Origin of the sequence: Methanocella conradii HZ254 (assembly GCF_000251105.1) — an archaeon.
Classification (GTDB): Archaea; Halobacteriota; Methanocellia; order Methanocellales; family Methanocellaceae; genus Methanocella; species Methanocella conradii.
The window spans coordinates 186,912-210,317 of sequence record NC_017034.1 but is presented as its reverse complement, the minus strand read 5'-3'; the positions used below and the strand labels follow the sequence as shown (position 1 = coordinate 210,317).

The window sequence follows — 23,406 nt, the reverse complement described above, 5'->3', positions numbered from 1 at the left end:
TAGGCTGCCGCCAATATAAAGCCCACCGCCCTGCCACATCGTATCTTTTACCTGTCGAACTGCGTGGGCTTCGCGCCCCTCACCAGGGCCACCTTGCCCGTCCTGACCATCTCCTTGATGCCAAAGGGCCTCATAAGCTCCTCCAGGGCGTTGATCTTATCCGTGCTGCCAGTGACCTCTATTATCAGGCTCTTGGCGCTCACGTCCACGATCTTAGCCCTGAAGATGTTCACGATCTGGATGATCTCGCCCCTCGACTCCGGGCTGGCGCTCACCTTAATAAGGGCAAGCTCACGGTCCACTGACTCCTGGGGGGACAGGTCCACAACCTTGATTATGTCGATGAGCTTGTTAAGCTGCTTGGTGACCTGCTCGATGACGTGCTCGTCCCCATGAACCACGATGGTCATCCTCGATATCTCGGGGTTCTCGGTCACGCCCACAGTCAGGCTGTCGATGTTGTAGCCGCGCCTGCTAAACAGGCCGGAGACGTGCGTGAGCACGCCAGGCTTGTTCGCGACAAGCACCGAAAGGGTATGGGATTTCCCGTTGCCGTTGGCCATCACTTATACCCCCTCTGCTCGACGAACTCGTTGATGGAGGCGCCGGCAGGCACCATCGGGAAGACGTTCTCCTCCTTGCTAACCCTGAAGTCGATGAAGACCGGCTTATCGCTCTTCATCGCGGCGATTATGGCGTCCTTCACGTCCTCCTTGCGGTCGACCCTTATGCCCACAGCCCCATAAGCCTCGGCCACCTTGACGAAGTCGGGCTGGCCCTTCATGCTGGTATAGGAGTAACGCCTATTATAAAACAGCTCCTGCCACTGCCTGACCATGCCAAGGTACTCGTTGTTAAGGATGGCCACCCTGACGGGTACGTCGTTGCTCACAGCCGTAGCAAGCTCCTGGATGTTCATCTGGATGCTCCCGTCGCCCGCTATGTCCCAGACCTCGCTGTCCGGGCGGCCAATCTTGGCCCCGATGGCGGCTGGAAAGCCATACCCCATCGTGCCCAGGCCGCCCGAGGAAATGAAGGTCCTCGGCTTTTTGCACTTAATATAATGGGCGGCCCACATCTGGTTCTGGCCCACCTCGGTGACGAATATCCCATCCTTCACGATCTCGTTCAGCCGCTCCACGATGCACTGGGGCTTCAGCTCATTGCAATCCTTATCATAGTCGAGCGGGTACTCCTTCTTCCAGGCCTCAACCTTGCGGTTCCACTCCGCCGTCTTAGGCAGCTTAATTTTTAATGTGGATATGAGCTTCTTGAGGATTATCCTGGCATCCCCCACTATGGGCACGTCCACCCGGACGTTCTTACCAAGCTCGGCCGGGTCTATGTCTATGTGGATTATCTTCGCCCTCGGGGCGAAGCTCTCGATCTTGCCCGTCACCCGGTCATCGAAACGTGCCCCTATGGCTATCAAGAGGTCGCAGTCGATGACCGCGTAATTAGCGTACCTGGTGCCATGCATGCCCAGCATGCCCAGCGAAAGAGGGTGGTCTTCGGGGAAAGCCCCCTTGCCCATGAGCGTCGTGGTCACCGGCGCCATGAGCGTCTCGGCAAGCTGCCTCACCTCTTCGTGGGCGCCCGATATTATCGCCCCGCCCCCGACGAGCATCACGGGCCTCTCGGCCTTCTCGATGAGCTCGCAGGCCTTCTTTATCTGCAATGGGTGCCCGGAGTATGTCGGCTTGTAGCTTGGAAGCTGCACCTTCTCTACAGGGGTATAGTCTATCAGCCCTGCCGACACGTCCTTGGGTATGTCGATCAGCACCGGGCCGGGCCTGCCCGTGGAGGCGATGTAGAACGCCTCCTTGACGATCCTGGGGAGCTCCTTTGCGTCCTTGATGAGGTAGTTGTGCTTGGTGATGGGTATGGTAATGCCCGTGATGTCCGCTTCCTGGAAGGCGTCGTTACCTATAAGGCTGGTCACGACCTGCCCCGTCATGGCGACGATGGGCACCGAGTCCATGTAAGCGGTGGCGATGCCCGTTACAAGGTTCGTCGCCCCGGGGCCGCTGGTTGCCAGGCATACGCCTACGCGCCCCGTGGCCCTCGCATAGCCGTCCGCCGCGTGTGCAGCCGCTTGCTCATGCCTGACCAGTATATGGCGGATGCTCGAGTCGTAGAGCTCGTCATATATTGGCAGGACAACGCCACCTGGATACCCGAAGATGGTATCCACGCCCTCGGCCTCAAGGCACCTTATAAGCGCCCTGGCGCCGGGCATCCTCTGGGGTGCGTTCGCGCTCACTTCATGACCTCCTTTGGGTTGCCTAGTCTGTAAGAAATTGTAGATATTAATAGTTTATCATTATTTTTCATATTAGACACCGGGGCCTGCCTAAGGCTTTTTTACGATCCCATTCTTTTCCTGGATGAGCCGGTTCATGCCCTCCACGAACGCCTGCACCGAGGCCATGATGATGTCCGGGCCCGACCCACGGGCGCTTATCACCCTGCCATCACGAGACATCTTGACCCACACGTCCACAAGGGCGTCGGTGCCGCCGGTGATGGCCTCGACCCGGTACTCGTCAAGCTTTATGTCCGCGACCCCCGATACCGACTTTCTCAGGGCGTTCAGCGCAGCATCCACCGGCCCAACCCCCACGCCCGACTCGACTACCTCCTGCCCATCTATCGTTATCTTCACCGAGGAGGTCGGGGTCGCGTGGTTGCCCGATAAAATCGTACAGTCAATCAGCTTTATGCGCGCCTCAGTATTCCTGCCCAGCACGCTGTCCGCAATGGACATGAGGTCCGCGTCGGTGACGTGCTTGCCCTTATCTCCAAGGCACTTCACGCGCTTCGTGATCTCGTCAAGCTGTTGCCCGGTCGCGGTAAGCCCTAAGCCCTGTAGTGCCATCTCGACGGTTGAGCGCCCTGCATGCTTGCCCAGCACTATCTGCCGCTTCCTGCCGATGGTCTCCGGGGTTATAGGCTCGTATGTGGCTGTATTCGCCATCAGCCCATGGACGTGTATGCCGGACTCGTGCACGAAGGCGTTGTCCCCCACGAGCGACTTGTTGGGCGCCACGGGCACCCCCATGAGCCTGCTGACCAGCTTGGATGTAGGGTACAGGTTCTCCAGCACGATGCGAGTGTTAACATTGTAGAGGTACTTCAGGGCTATGGCCACCTCTTCGAGGGGCGTGTTGCCGGCACGCTCGCCCACGCCGTTCATGGTGACGTGCGCCTGGCTGGCCCCCGCCTTCAGGGCCGCTAGCGTGTTGGCCGTGGCCAGCCCGAAGTCGTCGTGGCAGTGTATGCTCACCGGCACCCTTAGCTCCGTGACCAGCCGCCTGAATATGTCATAAGTGCCCTCCGGCCGTAGCACTCCCACGGTGTCGCAGAAGCATAGCCTGTCGGCTCCCGCCTCCACGCCCGCCTTGAACACATCTATCACATAATCGAGGTCAGCACGGGACGCGTCCTCCCCTGAGAGCTCCACTATAAGCCCATGCTTCTTGGCGTACTCCACCATCTCGATGGCATTGCTCTTGACCGTCTCGCGGTCCTTCTTTAGCTTTTGCTCGATATGCAAATCAGAAACGGGCACCACCAAATGAACGGAGTCCACGCCGCAGTCGATGGCGTAGTCAATGTCGCCCTTAACAATTCTTGCAAAACTGCATATCTCGGCTTTCAAGTTTTCCTTCACGACGGCCCTTATCCCGTCGCGCTCGCCCTCGGACGTGACGGCCGAGCCGGCCTCGATGACGTCCACGCCCAACGCATCTAAATTCCTGGCAATCCAGACCTTTTTTTCCGGCTCCAGGCTTACGCCCGGCGTCTGCTCGCCATCCCTCAAAGTGGTGTCAAGGAACCTGACATCCGTGAATAAAAAGATCCCTTCTCGTATCCATAGCGATTCCTGAATTGTAATCGCGCTAAATATATTTGAACCTTTGGGTTTTAATGCTTTGTTGCTGAGATGTAAGATGTATCATGTTATAATATGGTGAATGGCTTTTGTCTCTATATTGAAGCTCGATGGCCGCCAATCCTGACGATCAATTTCAGGGCCTCGAACCAAAGTATACTGGCAATGCTGGCGACAACACACACAAACAAATCGACAAAATGCAGGGGGCCAAACTTAAAGATAGAGGCCAAAAAGGGCACGTAAAGGGCAAAGCCCAGGAAAAACAGGGCACCCAGGGTAACCCAAAGCAGCGCCTCATTACGAACGCCAACCATCTCAACTATAGTCCTGCTCCACGAGCGGTTAGTAAAGACTAGGCCCAGGTTCGCAAGGACAAGCGTTGTAAAGGCGAGAGCACGGGCCTGAGAGTCGCTCTCCCCAAGCAGGGGCGCAAGCCTATAAACTGTGGCGACGATACCCAGGACGACCAAGCCCTGCAAGACGCTCAGGGCCACCATCCTTTTATCGAATATGGGCTCGTCCAGCTTCCGCGGCGGCCTTTTCATGACGTCCTTCTCCTCGGGCTCCGCCTCGAACACCACCGAGCAGACCGGGTCAATTATCAGCTCCAAAAAGGCGATGTGCGCCGGGAAGAGCATGATAGGCCATCCAAGGAGCACGGGAAGCAGGGACATGCCCGCGATAGGAACGTGTATGGCAAAAATGTATGCCACGGCCTTCTTTATATTATCCAGTATCCTCCTTCCCGTTCTCACGGCATGCACGATGGAGGAGAAATCGTCGTCAAGCAGCACGAATGAGGAGGCCTCGCGCGCAACCTCGGTGCCCCTCACCCCCATGGCGATGCCGATGTCCGCGTTTTTCAGCGCTGGCGCATCGTTTACACCGTCCCCTGTCATCAGGACGACCTCCCCGTTCTCCTTCAAAGCCTTAATGATGCGCAGCTTTTGGTCCGGGACCACCCTTGCGAAAACGTTTACGCTCTTGACGCGCTCTTTCAGCTCATCGTCGCTTAGCATCTCAAGGCCGTGGCCCGTTATGATCTCATTACAGGCTATGCCCGCCTGTCTCGCTATGCTTTGCGCCGTGGCCGGGTAGTCGCCAGTAATCATCACGACCCGCAGCCCCGCCTCATAGCACTCCTTAACCGCCTCCGGCACCGTGGGGCGCAGCGGGTCAAAGAATCCAAGAAGCCCAATAAAATCATACTTAAAGTCATGCTGGTCGGGAGGAAGCCCGCCTTTCTTATACTTTGCCCGGGCAACCCCTATGACCCGCAGGCCTTCGCCTGCCATCCTCTCCACTATGGCGCCAAGCCTGGATTTCTCTTCCTCATCCATGTGGCAAAGGTCGAATATCGCCTCCGGGGCTCCTTTCGCGGCTATCACGTATTCGCCGTCATCGGGAGACTGCCAGACATGCGAGAGGGCGAGGAGCTTTCTCGATAGGGCGTATTCCTGGACGATGCTCCAGTCATCGTGTAAATGCTCAGTGCTCGAGAGCAATTTTCTCCTGACATCATTTATCGCTTTCTCCATAGGGTCGAACGGGCTGGATTGGCTGGCGAGCATTGAATACTCCAGCAGCTCGTGAAAAGGCTCAGGAAGCGACCGGCTCTCCTCGCCTATCCTGAAAAAGCTTCCATGCGAGTACAGCTCGCTTAGCGTCATCCTGCTCAAGGTCAGCGTGCCCGTCTTGTCCACCGCGAGCACCGTGGTAGAGCCGAGCGCCTGGATAGACCTGAGCCGCCTCGTAAGGACGCTCCTTTTCGACATCCTCCAGGCGCCCAGCGCCAGGAAGATGGTCAATACTACGGGGATCTCTTCGGGTATGAGCGCCATGGCCAGCGTAAGGCCGGCCAGCACCCCGCTGTGCCAGTTTCCACGGGTGAGCGAATAGGCCACGATGACGACGATACACGCCGCCATCCCTGCCACCGCAAACGCCTTTACCAGGCCCTCCGCCTCCCTTTGAAGCGGGGTCTTCTCCGGCCCTGGCGCTTGAAGCGCTTTGCCAATCTTTCCAATCTCTGTGCGCACCCCGGTCTCTTTTACCTCCGCGATGCCATGCCCCTGCACCACGAGGGTGCCAGAATACACAAAAGGAAGGTCGTCGCCGCCAGGCCTTCCAATCGCTGCGACCTTTTCTCCAGGGAGCTTTCTCACGGGCACAGACTCTCCCGTGAGCAATGACTCGTCTACGAGTAAGTTTCTACATGAAAGGACGACGGCGTCGGCAGGCACCCTGTCCCCCTCCGCCAGCACGACGACGTCCCCCCGCACCACCTCCCTGCCGGGTATTCGCCTCGCCTCCCCATCACGGATTACCAGGGCGCGCGGGCTTGACAGGCTTTTAAGCGCATCGAGCGCCCGCTCCACCTTCTCCTCTTGATAAACCGTTATCCCGATTACTACAAAGACGAACCCCAGCAGCATTAGGGCATCTTCGACGTCGCCTATCGTCAGGTAAATTGCCCCGCTGGCCATGAGGAGTAAAAACATAGGCTCCTTTAAGGCCTCCATCGCTATACCCAAAATGGTACGCTTCTTGCCGGCAGGTAGCTCGTTGTACCCTTCAGCGGCTAGCCTTAATGCTGCCTCTTCTTTAGTGAGGCCTTTAATGTGCCCGACGTCCAGGGCGCCCTCCGCCTTTTCCATGTGGAATCAAAAAAATGTTGTGAATATATTTAAAGGCGATGGCGCATTTCATGGGCAAATCTAGGGCTTCTTGACGCCGCCTGCTGGAGGCTCATCCTTCTTTTCGCCCCCGCTGGCCTCTCCCTTCTGGCGGGCCAGGCGTCGCCTCTCCATCCACTCGTAAATGCCTATCGAGCCTCCGATCGCGGTCACCAGGGCCGTGAGCGCACCCAGGCACATCTGCGGGTTGTATAAGAGCGATATCCAGGAGTCGATCGGGTTTACCGGGGTCGGCGAGGGGGCGGGAGTAGGCGTTTGCGCCGCGGCCAGCCGCTTTAATTGTATATTATCGAGCATGGTATCGCCGGTAATCTTTTCGGTAACCATCTGGGCTGGCTGGTAGCCGCTCGCAGTGATCTTTATCATGTACGAGTCCGGGTACATCTTTGGCGAGGTATACATGCCATCGCTGCCCGTCGTCACGGCCGGGTAGGCCTTTTCATATGTTATGGAGCGGAAGATGAGTGATGCGCCTACTATGGGGGTGCCGTTATCCGCATCCACGACCAGGCCGGACACGATCACGCTCTCTACGGGGGCGGGAGTAGGCGTCGGCCCCATCATGACGGTAATGGTTTTATTATACGAATTGATGAGCACACCGTTTTCATAGGCCTCAAACCCAAAGCTCACGATCTGGCCGTTCTCCGCCTGAATGGAGGGGGTCGTTACGACCATCGTCTCGCCAGCCCCAACGGCTATAGTAGCATTCTTTAATGGGCTGTCTATCCACGATACCACCACAATTGGAGCCCCCGCGTTTTTTACCGTGATGGCCACATGATCCGTCTCCCATTTCGGGGAGGAGAACACGTCACGGGCGGCCGGCGTAGGCACGGGCGTCACGGTGAGCGTAGGCTCCGCCATCGGAGTCGCGGTTGCTGTCGAATTGTCGGCCACAGCGATAGCAGATAACTCGCATATAAAGGCGAAAATAACTATAAATGTCAAGGCTATGAGCGTTTTATCGCGTTTTATCATTCAGACTCCACCGTCAGCCATGCCGCCAGGGCGCTACGGCTTTTTCCTGTCGCTCATAAGCATTTATACGACTATATAGTTTTTCATCAATGGGTTTTCATGCAAAATATAGCATGATGGGGGCTCACTTCTTCTCGAGCTTCCCCATCATTTCCTCGACTTCCCTGTAGCCTTTTTTATAAGACTTTTCCTCGTCCGGGGCAAGGTGTTTGAGTAGCCTCAGGAACTCGCCAGCATGGACGACCTCTTCTTCGGCCACGTCTCTTAGCACGGCCTGGGCGAGCTTATCGTCCGTAGAGTCGGCCAGCTGCGTGTATAGCTGAGCGGCCTCGTACTCGGCGGCCACGTCAAAGCGTATGGCCCGTATAAGCTCCTCTTTAGTCAGCTTCCTGGGGGCGTTCATCCCGGCGAACGGGTTAGCGAACTCTGGCAAATAACATCACCAAAATAATATAATTCAATAAGCATAAAAAATTATGCCGCCTATCCGGCATTAGCGCTTCCTGAGCTCACGCAGCATCTCCCGTTGAAGCTGCACGATCATGTCGCTCAGGTACCCGAAAATGAATATCTGGACGCCCGTGATGGTCAAAAGGGCGGTCAAAACGGTCAGCGGAAGGTGATTGATGCCCTTAAACCAGTCAATGGTGACGTAGCTGCCCACGACCAGCCCGGCGACGACGAAGGCGGCGCCTATAAGGCTTAAATACAGCATGGGGTTATAAGTCTTGCCGAGCTTATAAATTGTATAGCCAATCTTGAAGCCGTCCTCCAGGGGCTTAAGCTTCGTCGGGGCACCAGGTGCCCTTGCCCTATACGAGATGGGCACCTCTAAGATGCGCAGATCTTTCTTAATGCTCTCCACCGTGAGCTCTACCTCGATGCCGAAGCCCGACTGGTTGAGGTCCATCACCTTTATGGCCTTTTTATTAAAAGCCCTGTATCCGGTAAGAATGTCCTCCAGCCTCACCTTATAGTCGATGTTGAACAGCTTATTCAGGATCTTGTTGCCCAGAAGGTTGAGGCGGGTGAAGGCGCCCTTCTCATAGTTGGCGAAGCGGTTACCCATGACGTGGTCCGCCCTGCCGCTGGCGATGGGCTCGACGAGCTTATCCACCTCTTCTGGCAGGTAGGTCCCGTCGCCGTCGATCATCACCGTTATGTCTTTGTCAATGATGGCGAAGGCCTGCTGGATTGCCCTGCCCTTGCCACAGCCGTCCTGCATGACGACGCGGGCGCCTGCCGCCTTCGCCTCCTGCACGGTGTTATCCGAGCTATTGCCGTCTATCACGAGGACGTCCTCGTAGCCCAGCCTCTTGAAGCGGGCCACCAGGTCTCCTATGGTCTTCTCCTCGTTTAGGGTGGGGATGAGGATGCAAACGCCGTCTTTCATTTATGATACCTGGATGGTGGCACCGTTCATCACTGCGCTCTCCGGCACGGCCACGGACTTAGTGGTATTGCCATAGGTGATAGAGTACTCGCCCTGGGGCATGATGCCATACGAGTAGCCGTCGCCCTTCATCTGCTCCGTGGGGTACGGCACCACGAAGGAGTAGGTGCCGTTATGGGCAACTGTGGTCGCCGTGTAGTTGAACGTCCTGTCCCAGTCGGTCTTAAGCGTTAGCGTGGCGGTCACGCTGGCGCCATCCGGGGCGCTTCCGGTCAGAGTAGCCCCCTCGACCTTCTCGAATATCTTGACCCATTTTGCAGGCGGCCTGGCGCTATATATATAGAACGTCCCCTGATTGTTCTGCGACAGCGCGAACCTGCTAGCCGCGTCGTAGTAGCTGTAGGCGTCCGTATAGTTATCAAACCTTAGCGGTATTTCTAGCATGCCATAAGAGACCTGGCCCTGGTCGCCAAACTGCATATACATGAAGTTAAGCGCATATGAGCCGGCCGACTCGTAGACCAGGCGGTAGTGGCTCATGCCACTGGCGTCCCCATAATAGAGCCGGTTCATGATGGAGCTGTTCCACTTATCAGTATCCGCGATGATGGGCACCTGCTCGCCTGTATCGTATATTATTCCCTCCGTCATGTTCGCAAAGGTGAGATTGGCCCTGGCCTCCGTCTTCCACCCTTCGGTGTCGCCTATCCACGACTGGATGGCGTAGAACTTGGTCGAGGCCATCTCGTTATCGATTATGACGTAGCGCGAGCCCAGGGCGTCGAGCATCTGGACGCTCCTGTTCTCGTCGGTTGAGCAGAAGAACGGCGATGCACCGGTCGTCCCGTTCTCCTCGATGATGCCCGCCTGGAACGGGTTAGCGTTGGGTATCCTGTTCGCGATATAGGTGATCATGTGGCCATAGTCCCACCAGGACATCACGCCATAAGCGCTCGCCGGGTAATCATATGTTTTATTGGACGGAGACTTATAGTACTGCCCGCTCCAATAGTCCAGTGACGCGTTTACCGGCGACCCCTGGGGGTCCGGGGTGTGGTTTCGCATCCACATAAGGGCGTCGTACCACTCATATGGCATTCCCGGCGATGACCTGGAGCACTGGAACAGCGCCCCTTCCTTGCCTTGCGTGGTGAGGTCACTCATGGGCAGCGTCGGGTATACTGCAATGAAGCCGAACACGAGCAGGACGAAGGCCACGGCCAGGCAGCTTCCCATGTTTTTCTTTACGAACCTCTGGAAGCTCTCCATGCTGTCCACCTTCTTCCTGAAGCTTGCCCACAGGTCGTCGAGTCTTATGGCGTTGAACATCTCGGCCGCGAGGTAAGCCGTGAGGAGAGAGGCGTTCAGGGCGAAGTAATAGGTGTACCTGTTCTGCGCTATGAGCGCCCAGAACATGACCAGGTTCCACACCAGGAACATGATGTCGGAGGGGCGCTGCTTTTTAGCCGCCCTGAAGGCGAACAGGAGCAGCCCGAGGATGGATGCAGGGAACGTCAAGAAGAAGTAATACCAGACCGTCTTGAAACTAAATATACCGCCCGCATCCTGGTCCCGGAACGTCGGGTATGCCTCTCTAATGGTCAAGGTCCCGCCGCTCGGCCACAGCTGGCCGATACCATAGTTGAGGATGCCAAACAGGCCGGGGATGGCCAGGTAAATGAGGAGTAAGCCTATTACGCTTATGCCCAGGATTGAGACCGGGTACGCCCACCTCTCAACCTTGCTCTGCTGCATCGTCCTCGATATAAGATACTCGGCGCATATAGCAATAAAGGCGAAGATGAGTATGACTGGCTGGGTCAGGGAGTAGTAGACCGCCTGGAAGGACGGGTTGCCCAGCGAGTAGGGCAGCACCATGATTGTCGGGATGAGGAACACGAAGGCCGCCAGTATAGGTATATAGTCCAGCGGGCGGCCCTTGAGGTGGTCGACGAAGGCCTGCAGCGTGAAGTAGGCGAAGAGTATGAAGGCGAGCAGCATTGCGCCGACCCAGTTCAGCAGGTAGCAGCCGAAGAATAGGCCGGTTAGAGCTGCGTAGATGAGCGGCATCTTAGCGGACTTCCAATCCTTGTTTTTAAGGTGCTCGAGGCTGAGCTTTGAGCCTTTGGCCGCGTCGAGGGCGTACACGAGGCAGGCGACCGTGGAGGCCATGAAGAGCACCTCAGCTATGTGGTGGTCGGTCGAGCCCAGCATGGAGCGCCAGAAGAACGCCCCGGGCAAGAACGCCAGGATGATGGCGGCGACCAGCCCCGCCCGCCGGCCGAACAGCTTTTTACCAGTATAGTACACCGGTATGACGACCAGTATGCCCAGGAACGCCGGGTAGTATGCGGCCACCGTATCGATGAGCGACTGGGCAGGGTGCCCAAGGCCTATGATAAGCAGGAAAGCCGCCGGTATAAGCTCAAATAGTGGCCCGAAGTGTATGGTATTCCCATACGGGAAATGCGTGAACGGGTCATACATGATCCTGAACGGGAAGTGCTGAAGCGTATTGTAGAGAAGCCTCATGTGATAGACGCCATCGTCCTCTGCCACGTTTACATAAGTAGAGCCGTTAATCCAGGGCCAGTTTGTGAACACCGCATCATGCGCTGGCACCGTCCTCATGTAGAACATGAACGCCATTATAATGACCAGCGCGACCGTGTACCACGTCACGCTTGACCTGAAGAAATTAATCGATTTCTCTACAATGCTTGCCTGTTTTGTCGGCTCCACCTTTTCAGGAGCGGCCGCAGGCTTACTTTTTTGAATTTCTGCCTGGACAGCCTTTGGAGGCTGCTGTCCCGACTGTCCCTTTTGTGCCGCCTTATCACGGCTTGCGGCCTTCTGCTCTGGCTTCAATGACTTCTTCCCTTTCGATGGTTTCGCCATCCGCTCACCTTCGTTGTGTGGGTGAATGGGCACTATTTTTACATATACCTTTCGTACTTATTGGTCTCTACTTAAGGGTTGAGATGACTTCTTCGTACTTTTTTCCTATGATATCCCACCCAAGCCTGGGTGGATTAAAGGCCTGGGGGCGGTCGACATAGAGCTTTATTATGGCATCCCTGATGGCGGAAATGTCTCCTGGCGGGATGAAGTACGTTCCTTCATAGCCTGCCATCGATTCTTCCAGGCCCCCCACCCTGGAGACCACGATGGGCTTGCCGAATGACATTGCAATATGGGCGACGCCGCTCTGCGACGCCCGCAGGTATGGCAATACTACAACGTCGGAGGCGTTAAAGTATATGGGGATGAGGCTATCCGGTATGTAAGAGTTGACCAGAGTGATCCTATCCTTGTATCTACAGTCGTTTATGGCCTTCATTACAGCCTCTCCGTCCTCCCATACTTCACCAGCTATTAAAAGCCTGGATTTTTCTGCCATCTCGTGCGGCAGGTCGCCAAAGGCTTTAATGAGGTTGGGCACGCCCTTATACGGCCTGATAAGCCCGAATGACAGTATGACATACTCCCCATCAAGCCCTAATTGCTCCCGGGCCTCCTTTTGAGGCACACGCTCGTACTGGTCATAGAGGCCATGGGGGATGACGCGTATGCGCTCCTCGCTTAAGTGATACTTGGAGGCTATGAGCCTTCTGTCGGATTCGGAGTGGGTCACGTATAGCGAAGCCCTTTTGACCAGCAGGCGCCCCATGATTCGAGAGTATATGCGGAGGGGCAGGATGGACTCCTCCAGCGGGTCCACCACCTCGTGAAACTCTATGATGACCCTCGCCTTCGTGGACATGGCGGCGATAAAGCTTATCAGGAGGTGCATGTGCGCCACCGAGGAGGTCCACCATTGTAGGATGACCACGTCGGGCTTCTCGTCCTTTAAAAATTTATAGGCACGATACCACGTCAAAGGGTTATTATAGTCCATGCCATTGAAGGCCTTCACCTTTTTAGCGTAATCAAGGCTTGCCAGGTCCTTGCCCACGTGCTTGCTCCCCGGGAACATGAATTTGGGTAGCAGGTTCCTGAAGCAGAGCACCGATACTTCATGGTACTCTGCCAGCGAGTTGGCCAGCCTTATCGTATAATAGCTGATGCCGCTCAGGAACTTTTTGGAGGGCCCCACGATGCAAACCTTCGTCTTTTTCATAGGAGACTCAAGGCGTCTATCGTCATTGCCGGTATAATTATTTTATGGGCAGGGGCTGGCGACGAAATATATTTATGAGAGTGGTGTAATGGTTAGCCTTGGCCGAGGTGTACGATGAGGATAGCTGAGGTGTGCCCGCGGTATAGGCCCTATATTGGCGGCGTCGAGACCCATGTGGAGGAGATCAGCAAGAGATTGGCGCGCATGGGGCACGACGTGACGGTGCTCTCCACGGACCCATCGGGAAAATTGCCTAAAAGTGAGATTATCGATGGCGTAAGAGTCTTAAGGTTCGCCGCCTTTGCGCCTGGCGATGCCTACTATTTTTCCACAGGGCTACGCTCCTACATGAAAAAAGTTGACGGATACGATGTAGTCCACGCCCACGGATACCACGCCTTTCCAGCCTACTATGCCGCATCGGCGAAAACTCCAAGGCTCATTTTTACCCCGCATTACCACGGTCACGGCCATACTCCCCTGAGGAACCTCCTGTTAAAGCCCTACGCTTACCTGGGAAGGCGAATCTTCGAGAGGGCTAGCCGCATAATATGCGTCTCGGAGTTCGAGAAAAGCCTCGTATGCAGGGATTTTAATTGCGATGATAAAGCCGAGGTCATCCCGAACGGCGTGAACAAGGCCGAGTTTAAAGGCTTAGAGCCGTATCCTAAAGGCTTGAAAGTCATACTATACGTGGGCAGGCTTGAAGAGTATAAAGGCGTGCAGTATGCCATAAGGGCTTTACCATACCTGCCATGGCACCGGCTACATATCATAGGGAAAGGGCCCTATAAGGAATCCTTGATAAAAGAAGCGCTGGCGATAGGGGTCAAGGATAGGGTGGCATTCATGGAAGACCAGAGCAGAGAAGACCTGCTGAGATGGTACGCCACAGCAGACGTGCTCGTGATGCTGTCCAGGTTTGAGGCGTACGGGATAACCGTGGCGGAAGCGCTGACCGCGGGCGTGCCATGCGTCGTGGCAAAAGGGTCGGCGCTGGACGAGTTCATAGGCGAGTCCTGCACGGGGGTGGAGCTGCCCATAGAAGGGGAGAAGCTCGCTGAGGCTATAAGGAATGCAAGGTTTAGAGGAATGCCGCGCAACGTGCTAGACTGGGATGAGGTGGCGGGACGAGCCATCAAGGTTTATGAGGGCAGACAATGAGCCGAAGGCTTTCAGTCTTATACGTGGCACCAGACATACCCGTGCCTCACGCGGGCGTCTTCCTCGGAGGGTCAACACACGTGATGGAAGTATCACGTGTGCTCGTTAGAAATGGATTCGAGGTCCACGTACTGTGCAGGCGTATGTCGAAAGCACAACCGGCATATGAGAAGCTTAGCGAAGGCATACACGTCCACCGCGCATATAGGGGCATTTTCTTTCCTATAATGGGAAAGGCGGCGGGAAAGCCGTCCGGCGGCCCATCACCATGGTCCCGCATATTCAAGTTTGGCGAAAAGGCCTATTTTGCCACAGCGTATCGCCTCGCCCTGGCGACGATGGCCGCCCGCCTCATCACAAGATATGGCATCGACGCAGTCCTGGAGCGCAACTCGGCAAAGGGAATAGGCGCATTTCCCGCCCGCTTGCTTAAAAAGCCTGTCATCGAGGAGGTCATAGACCCGGACTATAGCCGCGCTGCCCTGAAATGCGCAGACATAGTGTTCGCCTACACACAAAAGGTCTTGGAGGGGATTGTCCCGGCCGGGCGGGTGCGCATTACCACGGCGGGCGTCGACGTCCACGAGTTCAGGCCAGTGGAAGGCTCGACCATCAGAAAAGAGCACGGGCTTGAGGGAAAAAAAGTAGTAGTATATATAGGCGAGATGAGCGCCTGGCACGGCATAGAAGTCCTCATTAAGGCTATGGCGTTGCTGGGCGACGACTATAGGGCTCTCATCCTGGGCAAGAATGCCGAGATATTGAAGCCCCTTGCTACTAGCCTGGGGGCCATGGACAAGCTGGTATTTACGGGCCCAATCAAGCACGAGGAAGTGCCAGAATATATTGCGGCCGCAGACATAGGCGTCGCCCCCTATGACCCTTCAGGCGTGAAGGACATGGAGCGTTTTGGCTTCTACTTCTCGCCCATCAAGATTTTCGAGTACATGGCATGCGGCAAGCCCGTAGTAGCCTCAGACATTGATATAGTGAGAGATGTGATCAACGAAAACGGCTGTGGCGTGCTCGCAAGGCCTGGCGACCCGGAAAGCCTTGCATCGGCCATTAAATCTCTCATAGAGTCGCCGGACAGAGCATCCATGGGCGCCGCCGGCAGGAGGGCATGCGTCGAAAAATATGGCTGGGACAGGGTAGGCGGCGACATAGCCAGCGTAATTGCCTCTCTGGCCAAAAGATGAGCGCTCATCTCTCCGCTGCCGACCTATAAACGGCGAGCATGTCTTTTGCAACCTTCTCCCATGAGAATTGCGTTTCCATGCGTTCCCTAAGCCGGCCGGATAAAGAGCATCCTAAATTGAGCGCTTCCACGATGCCCTCTGCCAGGGCCGCCGGGTCGCCTGCCGGAACGTATATGCCAAGGTCGCCGAGCACGTCCCTGGCGCCCCCCACGTCAGTCGATACCACCTGCTTTCCGCAGGCCGCTGCCTCAAGGATGTTAAGGCTGCAGCCCTCGGTGTAGCTGGCCGACACGAACGCCGAGCAGGCGTTATAGAGGCCGAGCAGATCCTCCTGGGGCACCTGTCCGATGAAGCGTATGCGATCGGAGGCCCCGGAGCTCATCTTTTTCAGGTAGCTCCTGCCAAGCCTCGGGCAGGCGCCTGCGAACACGAACAATACGTCCTCGTGAGCTTTTAAGACTTCTTTCGCCGCCTCGACGACGAGATGCGCGCCCTTGCGGGGCGTAATCGTGCCTACAGACAGGACGATGCGAGAGGCCGGGTCCAGGCCATACTTCCCGTATATCGCATTAGCGGGCTTCTGAGGCTTGAATTCGGACGTATCGACCCCGTTGGGCACCATTGATATGAGGCCCGCAGGCACGCCCATCGCCCTCAGCTCATCCGCTGTCATCGATGACACTGCATGGAACCTATCAAAATATCGCAGCGCGTGGCGCTCGAACCGGTATTGAGAGTAAATTAGCGAACAAAGGAATGCCTTATAAGGCAATGATACGGGGTACTTCAACAGGTTTGGCACGTCGCGCATGTAGGTGCCATGCACTGTTACGAGGGATGGCACGCCTTTCGGCGGCACAATGGCCGGCGTATGCACGTGGACCAGGTCGGGCCGGACCTTATCAACCGCCTTGCGGAACGCCCCCATCGCCCTTAGCGGTACTTCTAGGATTTCTATGATTGGAAGGCCGCTCGCCACTGGCAAAGGAATGTGCTCTTTCATCCACGGGAACTCACGTGTACGATAAGATAAAACGTGAAACTCAACGCCCAGAGGTGCCATGTGCTTTGCCAGCTCGATGGCAACGTTATTGACGCCCCCATAGCCTGACAGGTCCTTGACGGCGAGCAATACCTTCATGGTCACACCAGCCTGGCGATGTCTAGGGTACGGCTCTTCACGTCTTGATCGACGAATACCCGGCTCCACATCTCAACCATGAACGCCAGCCACGTGGCATATTTGGCTTTGCCTCTTGACAAACCCTGGCTTCTCGATAGCTGCCTGACGGCATCGGCATTAAAATATCCTCGCCTCTCAAACCTCGAGCTGTCAAGCACGCTTGCTATCACCTCTTTTAGGTCTTTTTCCATCCACGTGTCGATGGGTATGTTGAAGCCCTTCTTGGGGCGCCGTATTATGGTGGATGGGAGCAGGTCTTCTACCGCCTTCTTGAGAATGTATTTATGTACCCCCCCATTGAGCTTTACCCAGGATGGCAAGGACATGGAATATTCGACGAGCTTGTGGTCCAGGAATGGCACCCTTGCCTCTATAGAGTGAGCCATCGAAATCTTATCGACCCGTAAAAGCTGGTGGCTAGGCAGCATCTGCTTAACGTCAAATCTTAGCGTCCTATAGAGGATGTCGCCCTCGCCTGCTGATAGCAAAGAATCCATTTCTCGTGAAGCGTCGATGCCACTCTTGATCGCTGCACCGAAATAGCGGCGCTTATCCCGTGCTGTCAGAGGTATGCGCCTGAACTCAAAGTACTTTTTCCTCAGCCATTCAGGTATAAAGCTATAAGATAGCGGATGGTACTCGTCATAACCCGCATACAACTCGTCGGAGCCTTCGCCCAGGAGCGCCACGGTAACGTATTTCTTAAGCTCTCTGCTGGTAACGTAAAATGGAATGGCGGCAGGGTCGCTCAAAGGCACCTCAGCGTGCCATATGGATACGGGTATGAACTGAGTCATTCTATCCATGCTTATCTTAATCTCGTGGTGATTGGCGCCACAGTGGTCGGCCACCATCCGGGCATACTCGAACTCGTCGGAGGACTCGCCATAGCCCACGGTAAAAGTGTTAACCGGCTCATCAGAATGCCGGCTCATCATGGCGACGATGGCGCTTGAATCAAGGCCACCTGAGAGGTATGCGCCCAGAGGCACCTCGCTCATGAGCCTTATGCGCACGGATTCCTCGAGAAGCTCTCTTAGCCTGGCCACATAGGCGCCCTCAACAGCCACCGGCGCCTCCGAGTCAGGCATATCCCAATACCTGGCGATCACTGGCTTGCCACCCTCATGGACTAGCATGTGCCCGGGCAGCAGCCTATAGACGCCCCTAAACATGGTGTCCGTGCCAGGAATGGTGCGGTACGTGAACATGCGGTCTACGGCCTCAGCATTCATTTCGGGCTTGAAGCCCTCGTGAGCGAAGAACTGCTTGGCCTCAGAAGCGAATAAAAACGCTCCATCAATAGTAGTATAGTAAAGCGGCTTGATGCCCAGGCGGTCTCTAACCAAGACGAGCCGCTTTTTGCTTGAATCCCACAGGGATATGGCGAACATCCCCCTCAAATGCTCCGGGAAGGCGTCCCCATACTCCTCGTACAGGTGTGGGATAACCTCGGTGTCACAAGAGGTATAAAATCTATGGCCCTTCGCCTCCAGGTCTGCCCTCAATGCCAAAAAATTATAAATTTCCCCATTATAGACGACCTGTATCGTGCCATCCTCGTTGCGTATGGGCTGATGGCCGCTTGCAATGCCTATAATGGCCAGGCGTCGCATGCCCATACAAAAATTTTCATCGCTATAATAGCCATCGTCATCAGGACCTCTATGCCTTATTAGGTCGCACATCCTACGGACAAGGCCCTCATCGTTCATGCCCAAAACGCCACATATGCCGCACATGTCACTTACCCTTATTGATTACGCGCTCGTATACTTTTTCCACCTGCTCAGCTATGCTATCCCAGGAAAATCGAGCGGCGAAAGCCCTGGCTGCGGCGCCCATTTCCGCCCTCCTTTTATCATCAGACATAAGCTCCGCCACTGCGTCCGCCATTTCCTCATACGTATTAACCAGCAGGCCGGACCGCCCGTTATCCACGGCCTCCCTTATGCCGCTATTATTAAAGGCGACTACGGGCAAGCCACAGCATTGTGCCTCCAGTAGAACGATGCCGAAACCCTCTTCCTTAGATGCCAGCAAGAACAGGTCGCTAGAATTATAGCGTTGGCGCAGTTCGTCAAATGGCACCGCTCCTAAAAATTTTACGTTATTTGACAGGCCCTTATCGACGACGCTGCGTTTCAACCGCTCAGTGTACTCCCGGTAATTGCTGAATTCATCTCCTACTATGTCGATTTTTATACCTGGCACCCGTTTTACAAGCATCGGCGCAACGTGCTCGACGAATTCCATGTAGCCCTTCCTTGGGTCTATGCGGCCTACCATGAGCACGGCCCTCCCATCTTTCCTGCAAGGGCCATCATCCTTGAAACGGCTTGAATCTATGCCGTTCGGGATGACCGTGATGCGCTCTCGCCCCAGGAAATAGTGCCTGGAAGCCGCTCCTGCAGTATACTCGCTGACAGCGATGACCGCGCTCGCTAGATGGCATGAAAGCGCTTCCTCCAGGTAAAATGTAGCATAATACTTCTTATCCCAAAACGTCCTCTGGCTCACCTTATACTCGCTCACCGCCGTGGAATGAAGGGTCAGGACGAAAGGCACGCCCTGGAATATCCTGTTAAGCATGACGTTAAAGCCTGCACAGCCCTGGGCGTGGACGATGTCCAGCTCGCCTTCTCGATAAAGCCGTCTGATCCTGCTGAAAACGCCCATAGTGAACGGTTTTTCGATGACGTCCACCATAACGCCGGCGGGTATGGGCATCCGTGAGCCCATGCACAATATGCGCACCTCGTGACCCCTCGCGGCGAGCGCCCTGGATAGCTCCACCGATTGAGTCTGGATGCCACCCGTCTCCAGATATCCGCCCAATACAATGCAGACCTTCATAGCGCCTCACGCTGACATATGATTAAATTGCTAAATAAATTTCCATTTATAGGGCTCAAGTTGTTGCCCCTTCGTAGACAGCCCGGAGAATCAGCTTTGCCTGATCTAGCTTTAGCTGGATGAGCGCAACGGCGAGCTTTAGCACAACATACCTTAATACGTAGTATGGTAAAAATACGGCGAATTGAAACCGACTGGCATATCTCCTCATGAAGATAAGCCGGTTCCGCGTAAAATAGAAGAGCTGGAGATCATTGACCTTACCGGCCGAGCTGGCTACCTTATGCCAAATCTTGGCTTCTGGAACGTAGACGATTCGATATCCTCGCTTGCGTGCACGGGCGCAGAGGTCGTTATCCTCAAAATAGAAGCCCATCCGCTCATCCAAGAGGCCTATCTCTTCCAGCGCCTTTCTTTTTATAAGGAGGGCACAGCCTGTGATGAAGTCTGTATCCTTTATAACGTCATAGCGTCCATCATCCAACTCGTTCTGGCCGACGTGGGATGTTTCACCTAGCCAGTGGTTAACGTGGCCGCCGGCGAACCAGATGCGTTTCGGGTCATCATAATAATAGATCTTTGGCCCCACGATGCCTATGGCCGGATCCGCATCGGCAGTCGCGACCATCGCGCGCAGGAAACAAGGGTCCACCACTGTATCATTGTTCAGCAGCAAAACATAATCGTAGGCACCCTTAAGCGCCAGCCGGATGCCAACGTTGTTACCTGCGGCAAAGCCCAGGTTCTTCCCGTTCTCCACCAGCGTCACGTTGGGGAAAGCTTCACTGATGGCGACCACCGAGCCATCAGAAGAGCCGTTATCAGCGACGATGATATGATAGTCAGGATAATTAATCGCCTCCAGCGAGCGAATGCAATCCATAGTATCGGCATAGTTATTCCAATTCAATAAAATAATGGCTACACTCGACATGACAATACTTTCCGAACGTCGATTAATAGATAATGCCCCAGTATAAATCTTTTCAGCGCTCTCTAAGGCATAAAATATCGAAATATATATGAGCGAACTGAGAGTATATTGCTGGGGTTTTATCAGTAGCCATGAGCGTTGCAAAGAAGATCGCAAAGAACACACTATTGCTCGTATCGGCGAACTTGTTCAGCATGGGCCTCGGCTTCTTCATTAACATATATATCGCCAGGTACCTGTCGACGCCCGATTATGGCATGGTCAACGCGGTGCTAAACCTGTCTACGCTGATGACGCTGATGACGGACCTTGGCATAAGCACCTATATGACGATGGAGTTGGCCCGCCATCCTGAGGAATTGAAGGCCTACATAGGCAACTCGCTCTCAATTAAGCTTGTGCTTGTCGCCTTATCGTTCGCAGGCGTGCTGGTGGCCACGTTCATCGGTGGCATCAGGGGTAACGACCTGGTCATCGTCAGCCTGCTTGCGTTCTATGTCATGCTCACCGCAGTTACCCAGATCTTCCAGGCCGTTTTTCAGGCATTCCAGTCCATGGAGCACATGGCCTCAGGCCAGGTGTTGAACGCCATCGTCATGCTCGCGGGCGCGGCATTCGTGGCAACCCAAGGGCTCGGCGTCATCGCTCTCTCGATGGTCTACGTTGTCTCAGGCGCCATCGTTTTGCTCTACAACATCGTCGTCATGCTACTGTCGCCTTACCCGCGCACTGTGCCAGGATTCGACCTGGGCATCTGGAAGCGTATCATCAGAGGGGGCATTCCCTTCAGCCTGAACGCCCTCTTCTCCTACATATTATACAAAGTGGATGTCCAGATCATCTGGATGCTTATGGGCAGGGATGCCGTGGCCAGCTACACAGCGGCCTTCAAGCTCATCGAGGCGCTCATCTGTATACCGGTTATGTACAGCACGGCCGCTTTTCCCCTCATCTCCTCGTTCTTCGGCAATAGGGACGCCAATATTCACTTCCTGATGAAAAAGTCCGTCAAATATTTGATGATATTGGGGATGCCAATAGTCGTCGGGATAATCCTGACCGCCGGCAGGATCATGGAGCTGATATACGCCGGCAAGTACGATGCCGTAGCAGATGTGCAGGTGCTGCAGGCCCTAGCGTTTGGGCTCCTAGTCATCTTTTTCAACATCATCCCCCAGCAGATGCTGACGGGCACGAACTTGCAAAGGGCGAGCGTCAGGATCAACATCGTGGGGGCAACTGTCAACATCGGGCTGAATTTCCTGACCATCCCCGCTTACGGCATCGTGGGCTCTGCCATCTCCATGGCGTTGACCCAGCTGACGATCAGCATCCTCACATATTACGTACTAAAGAGGGCGGGCTACAAGTATATGGATGCCATGGACGCCCTGAAGATCATGGGCTGCGCTTTACTGATGGGAGTATACGTATTCTTCATGTCGGGCATGAACCTGTTCCTCGTCATCGGCTCCGCGGCCGTCATATACTTTGTGCTCGTACTTGCGAGCGGAGCGTTCTCGAAGGAGGACATAGACCTGGCTATGGGCATCATTAAAAGGCAATCACCCAGGCCTGATCACTAATCGAGGATATGGTCTTTCACGTAGCCCACGACGTTCAGAGGGCTCCATATGCCTGAGCGCAGGCAATACCCTATCTGGTTGTCTCTCCAGTTCCAATATTTCTCGTCACCATAAAGGACGTGTTCCTGGTCCCACCGGTATCCACCGTTGGGATAGCTAAAGGCCCCGAGGAACTGGATGAAGACGGAGTAGGCGACCAGGAGGGTGATGATGGCGATGGCCAGCCATTCTGCCTTTTTCATGCCCGACAGGCCGTCGAGGAATAGGCTGATCATTACGGCGGCATACGGAAGGATGCATGTGAGGTAGCGGGGGCCGAAACATCCACCGCCATGCCAATCCGAAAAGCTGCCATAAAGCAAGACCTCGGCCAGGATTGCCAATCCCGAGAGGTATAAAAGCCGCCTAAGCCGCCAGTCGGCGATCGTCCGGATCTTTAGGTAACCTGGAACGGCCAGGAGGATGATGGGCGTGAAAATCAAAATTCCCCGGCTCGGGCTGACGAGCAGCCCGAGCACGCCCATGGGCATGCCGCCCAGGCTCAGCATGGAGGACATGCGGTTAAAGCCGCCGATAGGGCTACCGAAATAATATAGGTTATACGCCAAGAAGGGTAGCGCCGTGATGGCCAGGGCGAGGCAATAATAGAATAATACCTGTCTGTCCTTGAGCGTCTCTATGTAGTAGATAATGGGGATGAGCAGGAAGCTGTCGGATGGCCTATTAAAGAAAAAGAGGGCGGATACTGCTCCCATGCAAATGGCCCATCCGCGGCTCTTTTGCCCTCCTTCGACGGCTTGAAAGATAAGTATGGAAAGTAGCAGCCCGCTCATGCCATGCTGCCAGAGGGCCTGGCTATTGATGGCCCATACGTTCGTGGCGAGGGCGAAGATCAGGGCGCTCAATATGGCAGTCTTCTCTTTCGTCAGCCGCCGCAGGGCCAGGTATATGAATACGCCGGAGAGGGCGGCTATGAGCGATGCGCCCAGCTTTTCCATACCCATAACGACCAGCCTGAACGTTGGGTCATAAAGGTCGAACGGGACGTCGAGAAGCTTCAGCGCGAGGCAGGGTAAAACGTACAGGGGCGTCAATACGAGCGGTATGACGATCGGGTATACGGATAGGTAATGGCCGCCTCTCTCATATAAAAATCCTATCGGCGGGGACCATATGCTGGTGAAGTATTCCATAAATTCGTCCAAGTACAGGCCATGGCCTTGGAGGATGCTGAACGGGAGTAGCGACGCGGGGATGGTATCCACCGAGGCATTCGCCCGCATGTTGAGGTTGAATACGATGAAGAGCGTTAAAAAGAGGCACAGTGCCATGTGTTTTCTTATGAAGCTTACGACCCCACCCGCAGCGCCCATAACGATACTACTAATGAGGATTG

17 protein-coding genes are annotated in these 23,406 nt (G+C 55.2%); 3 read left to right on the top strand and 14 right to left on the bottom strand.

Features of this window, described 5'->3' with window-relative positions:
- Nucleotides 1-47: 47 nt before the first annotated feature.
- The 9 genes from ilvN to MTC_RS01030 all read right to left on the bottom strand — a co-directional run bounded on the left by ilvN (nt 48) and on the right by MTC_RS01030 (nt 13,088).
- Entirely contained in the window at nt 48-563 is a 516-nt protein-coding gene (gene ilvN, locus MTC_RS01070) for an acetolactate synthase small subunit (protein WP_014404822.1), read from the bottom strand.
- A complete protein-coding gene (locus tag MTC_RS01065; protein WP_014404821.1) occupies nt 563-2,263 on the bottom strand; it encodes an acetolactate synthase large subunit in 1,701 nt (566 codons plus the stop codon). Before MTC_RS01065 ends, ilvN begins: the two co-directional genes overlap by 1 nt.
- 90 nt (nt 2,264-2,353) lie before the next feature.
- Entirely contained in the window at nt 2,354-3,862 is a 1,509-nt protein-coding gene (locus MTC_RS01060) for a (R)-citramalate synthase (protein ID WP_081476777.1), read from the bottom strand.
- A gap of 128 nt (nt 3,863-3,990) precedes the next feature.
- On the bottom strand, nt 3,991-6,555 hold the full coding sequence (locus tag MTC_RS01055; RefSeq protein WP_014404819.1) for a cation-translocating P-type ATPase: 2,565 nt from the start codon (nt 6,553-6,555) through the stop codon (nt 3,991-3,993).
- Nucleotides 6,556-6,615: 60 nt separating this feature from the next.
- Entirely contained in the window at nt 6,616-7,575 is a 960-nt protein-coding gene (locus tag MTC_RS01050) for a carboxypeptidase-like regulatory domain-containing protein (RefSeq protein WP_014404818.1), read from the bottom strand.
- A gap of 124 nt (nt 7,576-7,699) precedes the next feature.
- A complete protein-coding gene (locus MTC_RS01045) occupies nt 7,700-8,008 on the bottom strand; it encodes a ferritin family protein (protein WP_014404817.1) in 309 nt (102 codons plus the stop codon).
- Nucleotides 8,009-8,068: 60 nt separating this feature from the next.
- Complete coding sequence (gene aglJ, locus MTC_RS01040; RefSeq protein WP_014404816.1) at nt 8,069-8,968, bottom strand: S-layer glycoprotein N-glycosyltransferase AglJ; 900 nt, start codon at nt 8,966-8,968, stop codon at nt 8,069-8,071.
- Nucleotides 8,969-11,866 carry an oligosaccharyl transferase, archaeosortase A system-associated gene (locus MTC_RS01035; protein WP_014404815.1) on the bottom strand — a complete coding sequence of 966 codons (2,898 nt, stop codon included), beginning with the start codon at nt 11,864-11,866 and terminating at the stop codon, nt 8,969-8,971.
- 67 nt (nt 11,867-11,933) lie between these two features.
- Nucleotides 11,934-13,088 carry a glycosyltransferase gene (locus tag MTC_RS01030; protein ID WP_014404814.1) on the bottom strand — a complete coding sequence of 385 codons (1,155 nt, stop codon included), beginning with the start codon at nt 13,086-13,088 and terminating at the stop codon, nt 11,934-11,936.
- A gap of 114 nt (nt 13,089-13,202) precedes the next feature.
- Here MTC_RS01030 and MTC_RS01025 point away from each other — a divergent pair, with 114 nt between their 5' ends.
- Together MTC_RS01025 and MTC_RS01020 are read left to right on the top strand one after the other, a co-directional pair.
- Complete coding sequence (locus MTC_RS01025) at nt 13,203-14,252, top strand: glycosyltransferase family 4 protein (protein ID WP_014404813.1); 1,050 nt, start codon at nt 13,203-13,205, stop codon at nt 14,250-14,252.
- Nucleotides 14,249-15,451, top strand: coding sequence for a glycosyltransferase family 4 protein (locus MTC_RS01020; RefSeq protein WP_014404812.1), 1,203 nt, complete (start codon nt 14,249-14,251; stop codon nt 15,449-15,451). Before MTC_RS01025 ends, MTC_RS01020 begins: the two co-directional genes overlap by 4 nt.
- Nucleotides 15,452-15,455: 4 nt before the next feature.
- Here the strand turns inward: MTC_RS01020 and MTC_RS01015 are convergent, their stop codons facing one another.
- Genes MTC_RS01015 through MTC_RS01000 form a run of 4 tightly spaced genes read right to left on the bottom strand, consistent with a single transcriptional unit; the run spans nt 15,456 to nt 20,424 of the window.
- Nucleotides 15,456-16,592, bottom strand: a complete 1,137-nt coding sequence (locus tag MTC_RS01015; RefSeq protein WP_014404811.1) for a glycosyltransferase family 4 protein — start codon at nt 16,590-16,592, stop codon at nt 15,456-15,458.
- A 2-nt stretch (nt 16,593-16,594) separates the two neighbouring features.
- The gene (gene asnB / locus MTC_RS01010) at nt 16,595-18,376 is read right to left on the bottom strand and encodes an asparagine synthase (glutamine-hydrolyzing) (RefSeq protein ID WP_014404810.1); all 1,782 of its coding nucleotides are present in this window, start codon (nt 18,374-18,376) and stop codon (nt 16,595-16,597) included.
- Between the two features lies 1 nt (nt 18,377).
- Nucleotides 18,378-19,490 (bottom strand): glycosyltransferase family 4 protein, encoded by a 1,113-nt coding sequence (locus tag MTC_RS12530; protein ID WP_014404809.1) that lies wholly within the window; start codon nt 19,488-19,490, stop codon nt 18,378-18,380.
- Between the two features lie 55 nt (nt 19,491-19,545).
- Nucleotides 19,546-20,424, bottom strand: a complete 879-nt coding sequence (locus MTC_RS01000) for a glycosyltransferase family 2 protein (RefSeq protein ID WP_014404808.1) — start codon at nt 20,422-20,424, stop codon at nt 19,546-19,548.
- Nucleotides 20,425-20,555: 131 nt separating this feature from the next.
- On the opposite strand from MTC_RS01000, the gene MTC_RS00995 reads away from it, so the two are divergent.
- Complete coding sequence (locus MTC_RS00995; RefSeq protein ID WP_014404807.1) at nt 20,556-22,010, top strand: flippase; 1,455 nt, start codon at nt 20,556-20,558, stop codon at nt 22,008-22,010.
- Here MTC_RS00995 and MTC_RS00990 read toward each other — a convergent pair.
- Nucleotides 22,007-23,383 carry a glycosyltransferase family 39 protein gene (locus MTC_RS00990; protein ID WP_014404806.1) on the bottom strand — a complete coding sequence of 459 codons (1,377 nt, stop codon included), beginning with the start codon at nt 23,381-23,383 and terminating at the stop codon, nt 22,007-22,009. The two genes, MTC_RS00995 and MTC_RS00990, sit on opposite strands and share 4 nt — an antisense overlap.
- Nucleotides 23,384-23,406 lie beyond the last annotated feature (23 nt).

What these genes read in the sequence shown, in the direction of transcription:
- ilvN (WP_014404822.1), bottom strand. Translation starts at nt 563, where the DNA reads ATGGCCAACGGCAACGGGAAATCCCATACCCTTTCGGTGCTTGTCGCG.
- MTC_RS01055 (WP_014404819.1), bottom strand. Translation starts at nt 6,555, where the DNA reads ATGGAAAAGGCGGAGGGCGCCCTGGACGTCGGGCACATTAAAGGCCTC.
- MTC_RS01050 (WP_014404818.1), bottom strand. Translation starts at nt 7,575, where the DNA reads ATGATAAAACGCGATAAAACGCTCATAGCCTTGACATTTATAGTTATT.
- aglJ (WP_014404816.1), bottom strand. Translation starts at nt 8,968, where the DNA reads ATGAAAGACGGCGTTTGCATCCTCATCCCCACCCTAAACGAGGAGAAG.
- MTC_RS01035 (WP_014404815.1), bottom strand. Translation starts at nt 11,866, where the DNA reads ATGGCGAAACCATCGAAAGGGAAGAAGTCATTGAAGCCAGAGCAGAAG.
- MTC_RS01030 (WP_014404814.1), bottom strand. Translation starts at nt 13,088, where the DNA reads ATGAAAAAGACGAAGGTTTGCATCGTGGGGCCCTCCAAAAAGTTCCTG.
- MTC_RS01025 (WP_014404813.1), top strand. Translation starts at nt 13,203, where the DNA reads ATGAGGATAGCTGAGGTGTGCCCGCGGTATAGGCCCTATATTGGCGGC.
- MTC_RS01020 (WP_014404812.1), top strand. Translation starts at nt 14,249, where the DNA reads ATGAGCCGAAGGCTTTCAGTCTTATACGTGGCACCAGACATACCCGTG.
- MTC_RS01015 (WP_014404811.1), bottom strand. Translation starts at nt 16,592, where the DNA reads ATGAAGGTATTGCTCGCCGTCAAGGACCTGTCAGGCTATGGGGGCGTC.
- asnB (WP_014404810.1), bottom strand. Translation starts at nt 18,376, where the DNA reads ATGTGCGGCATATGTGGCGTTTTGGGCATGAACGATGAGGGCCTTGTC.
- MTC_RS12530 (WP_014404809.1), bottom strand. Translation starts at nt 19,490, where the DNA reads ATGAAGGTCTGCATTGTATTGGGCGGATATCTGGAGACGGGTGGCATC.
- MTC_RS01000 (WP_014404808.1), bottom strand. Translation starts at nt 20,424, where the DNA reads ATGTCGAGTGTAGCCATTATTTTATTGAATTGGAATAACTATGCCGAT.
- MTC_RS00995 (WP_014404807.1), top strand. Translation starts at nt 20,556, where the DNA reads ATGAGCGTTGCAAAGAAGATCGCAAAGAACACACTATTGCTCGTATCG.
- MTC_RS00990 (WP_014404806.1), bottom strand. Translation starts at nt 23,383, where the DNA reads ATGGGCGCTGCGGGTGGGGTCGTAAGCTTCATAAGAAAACACATGGCA.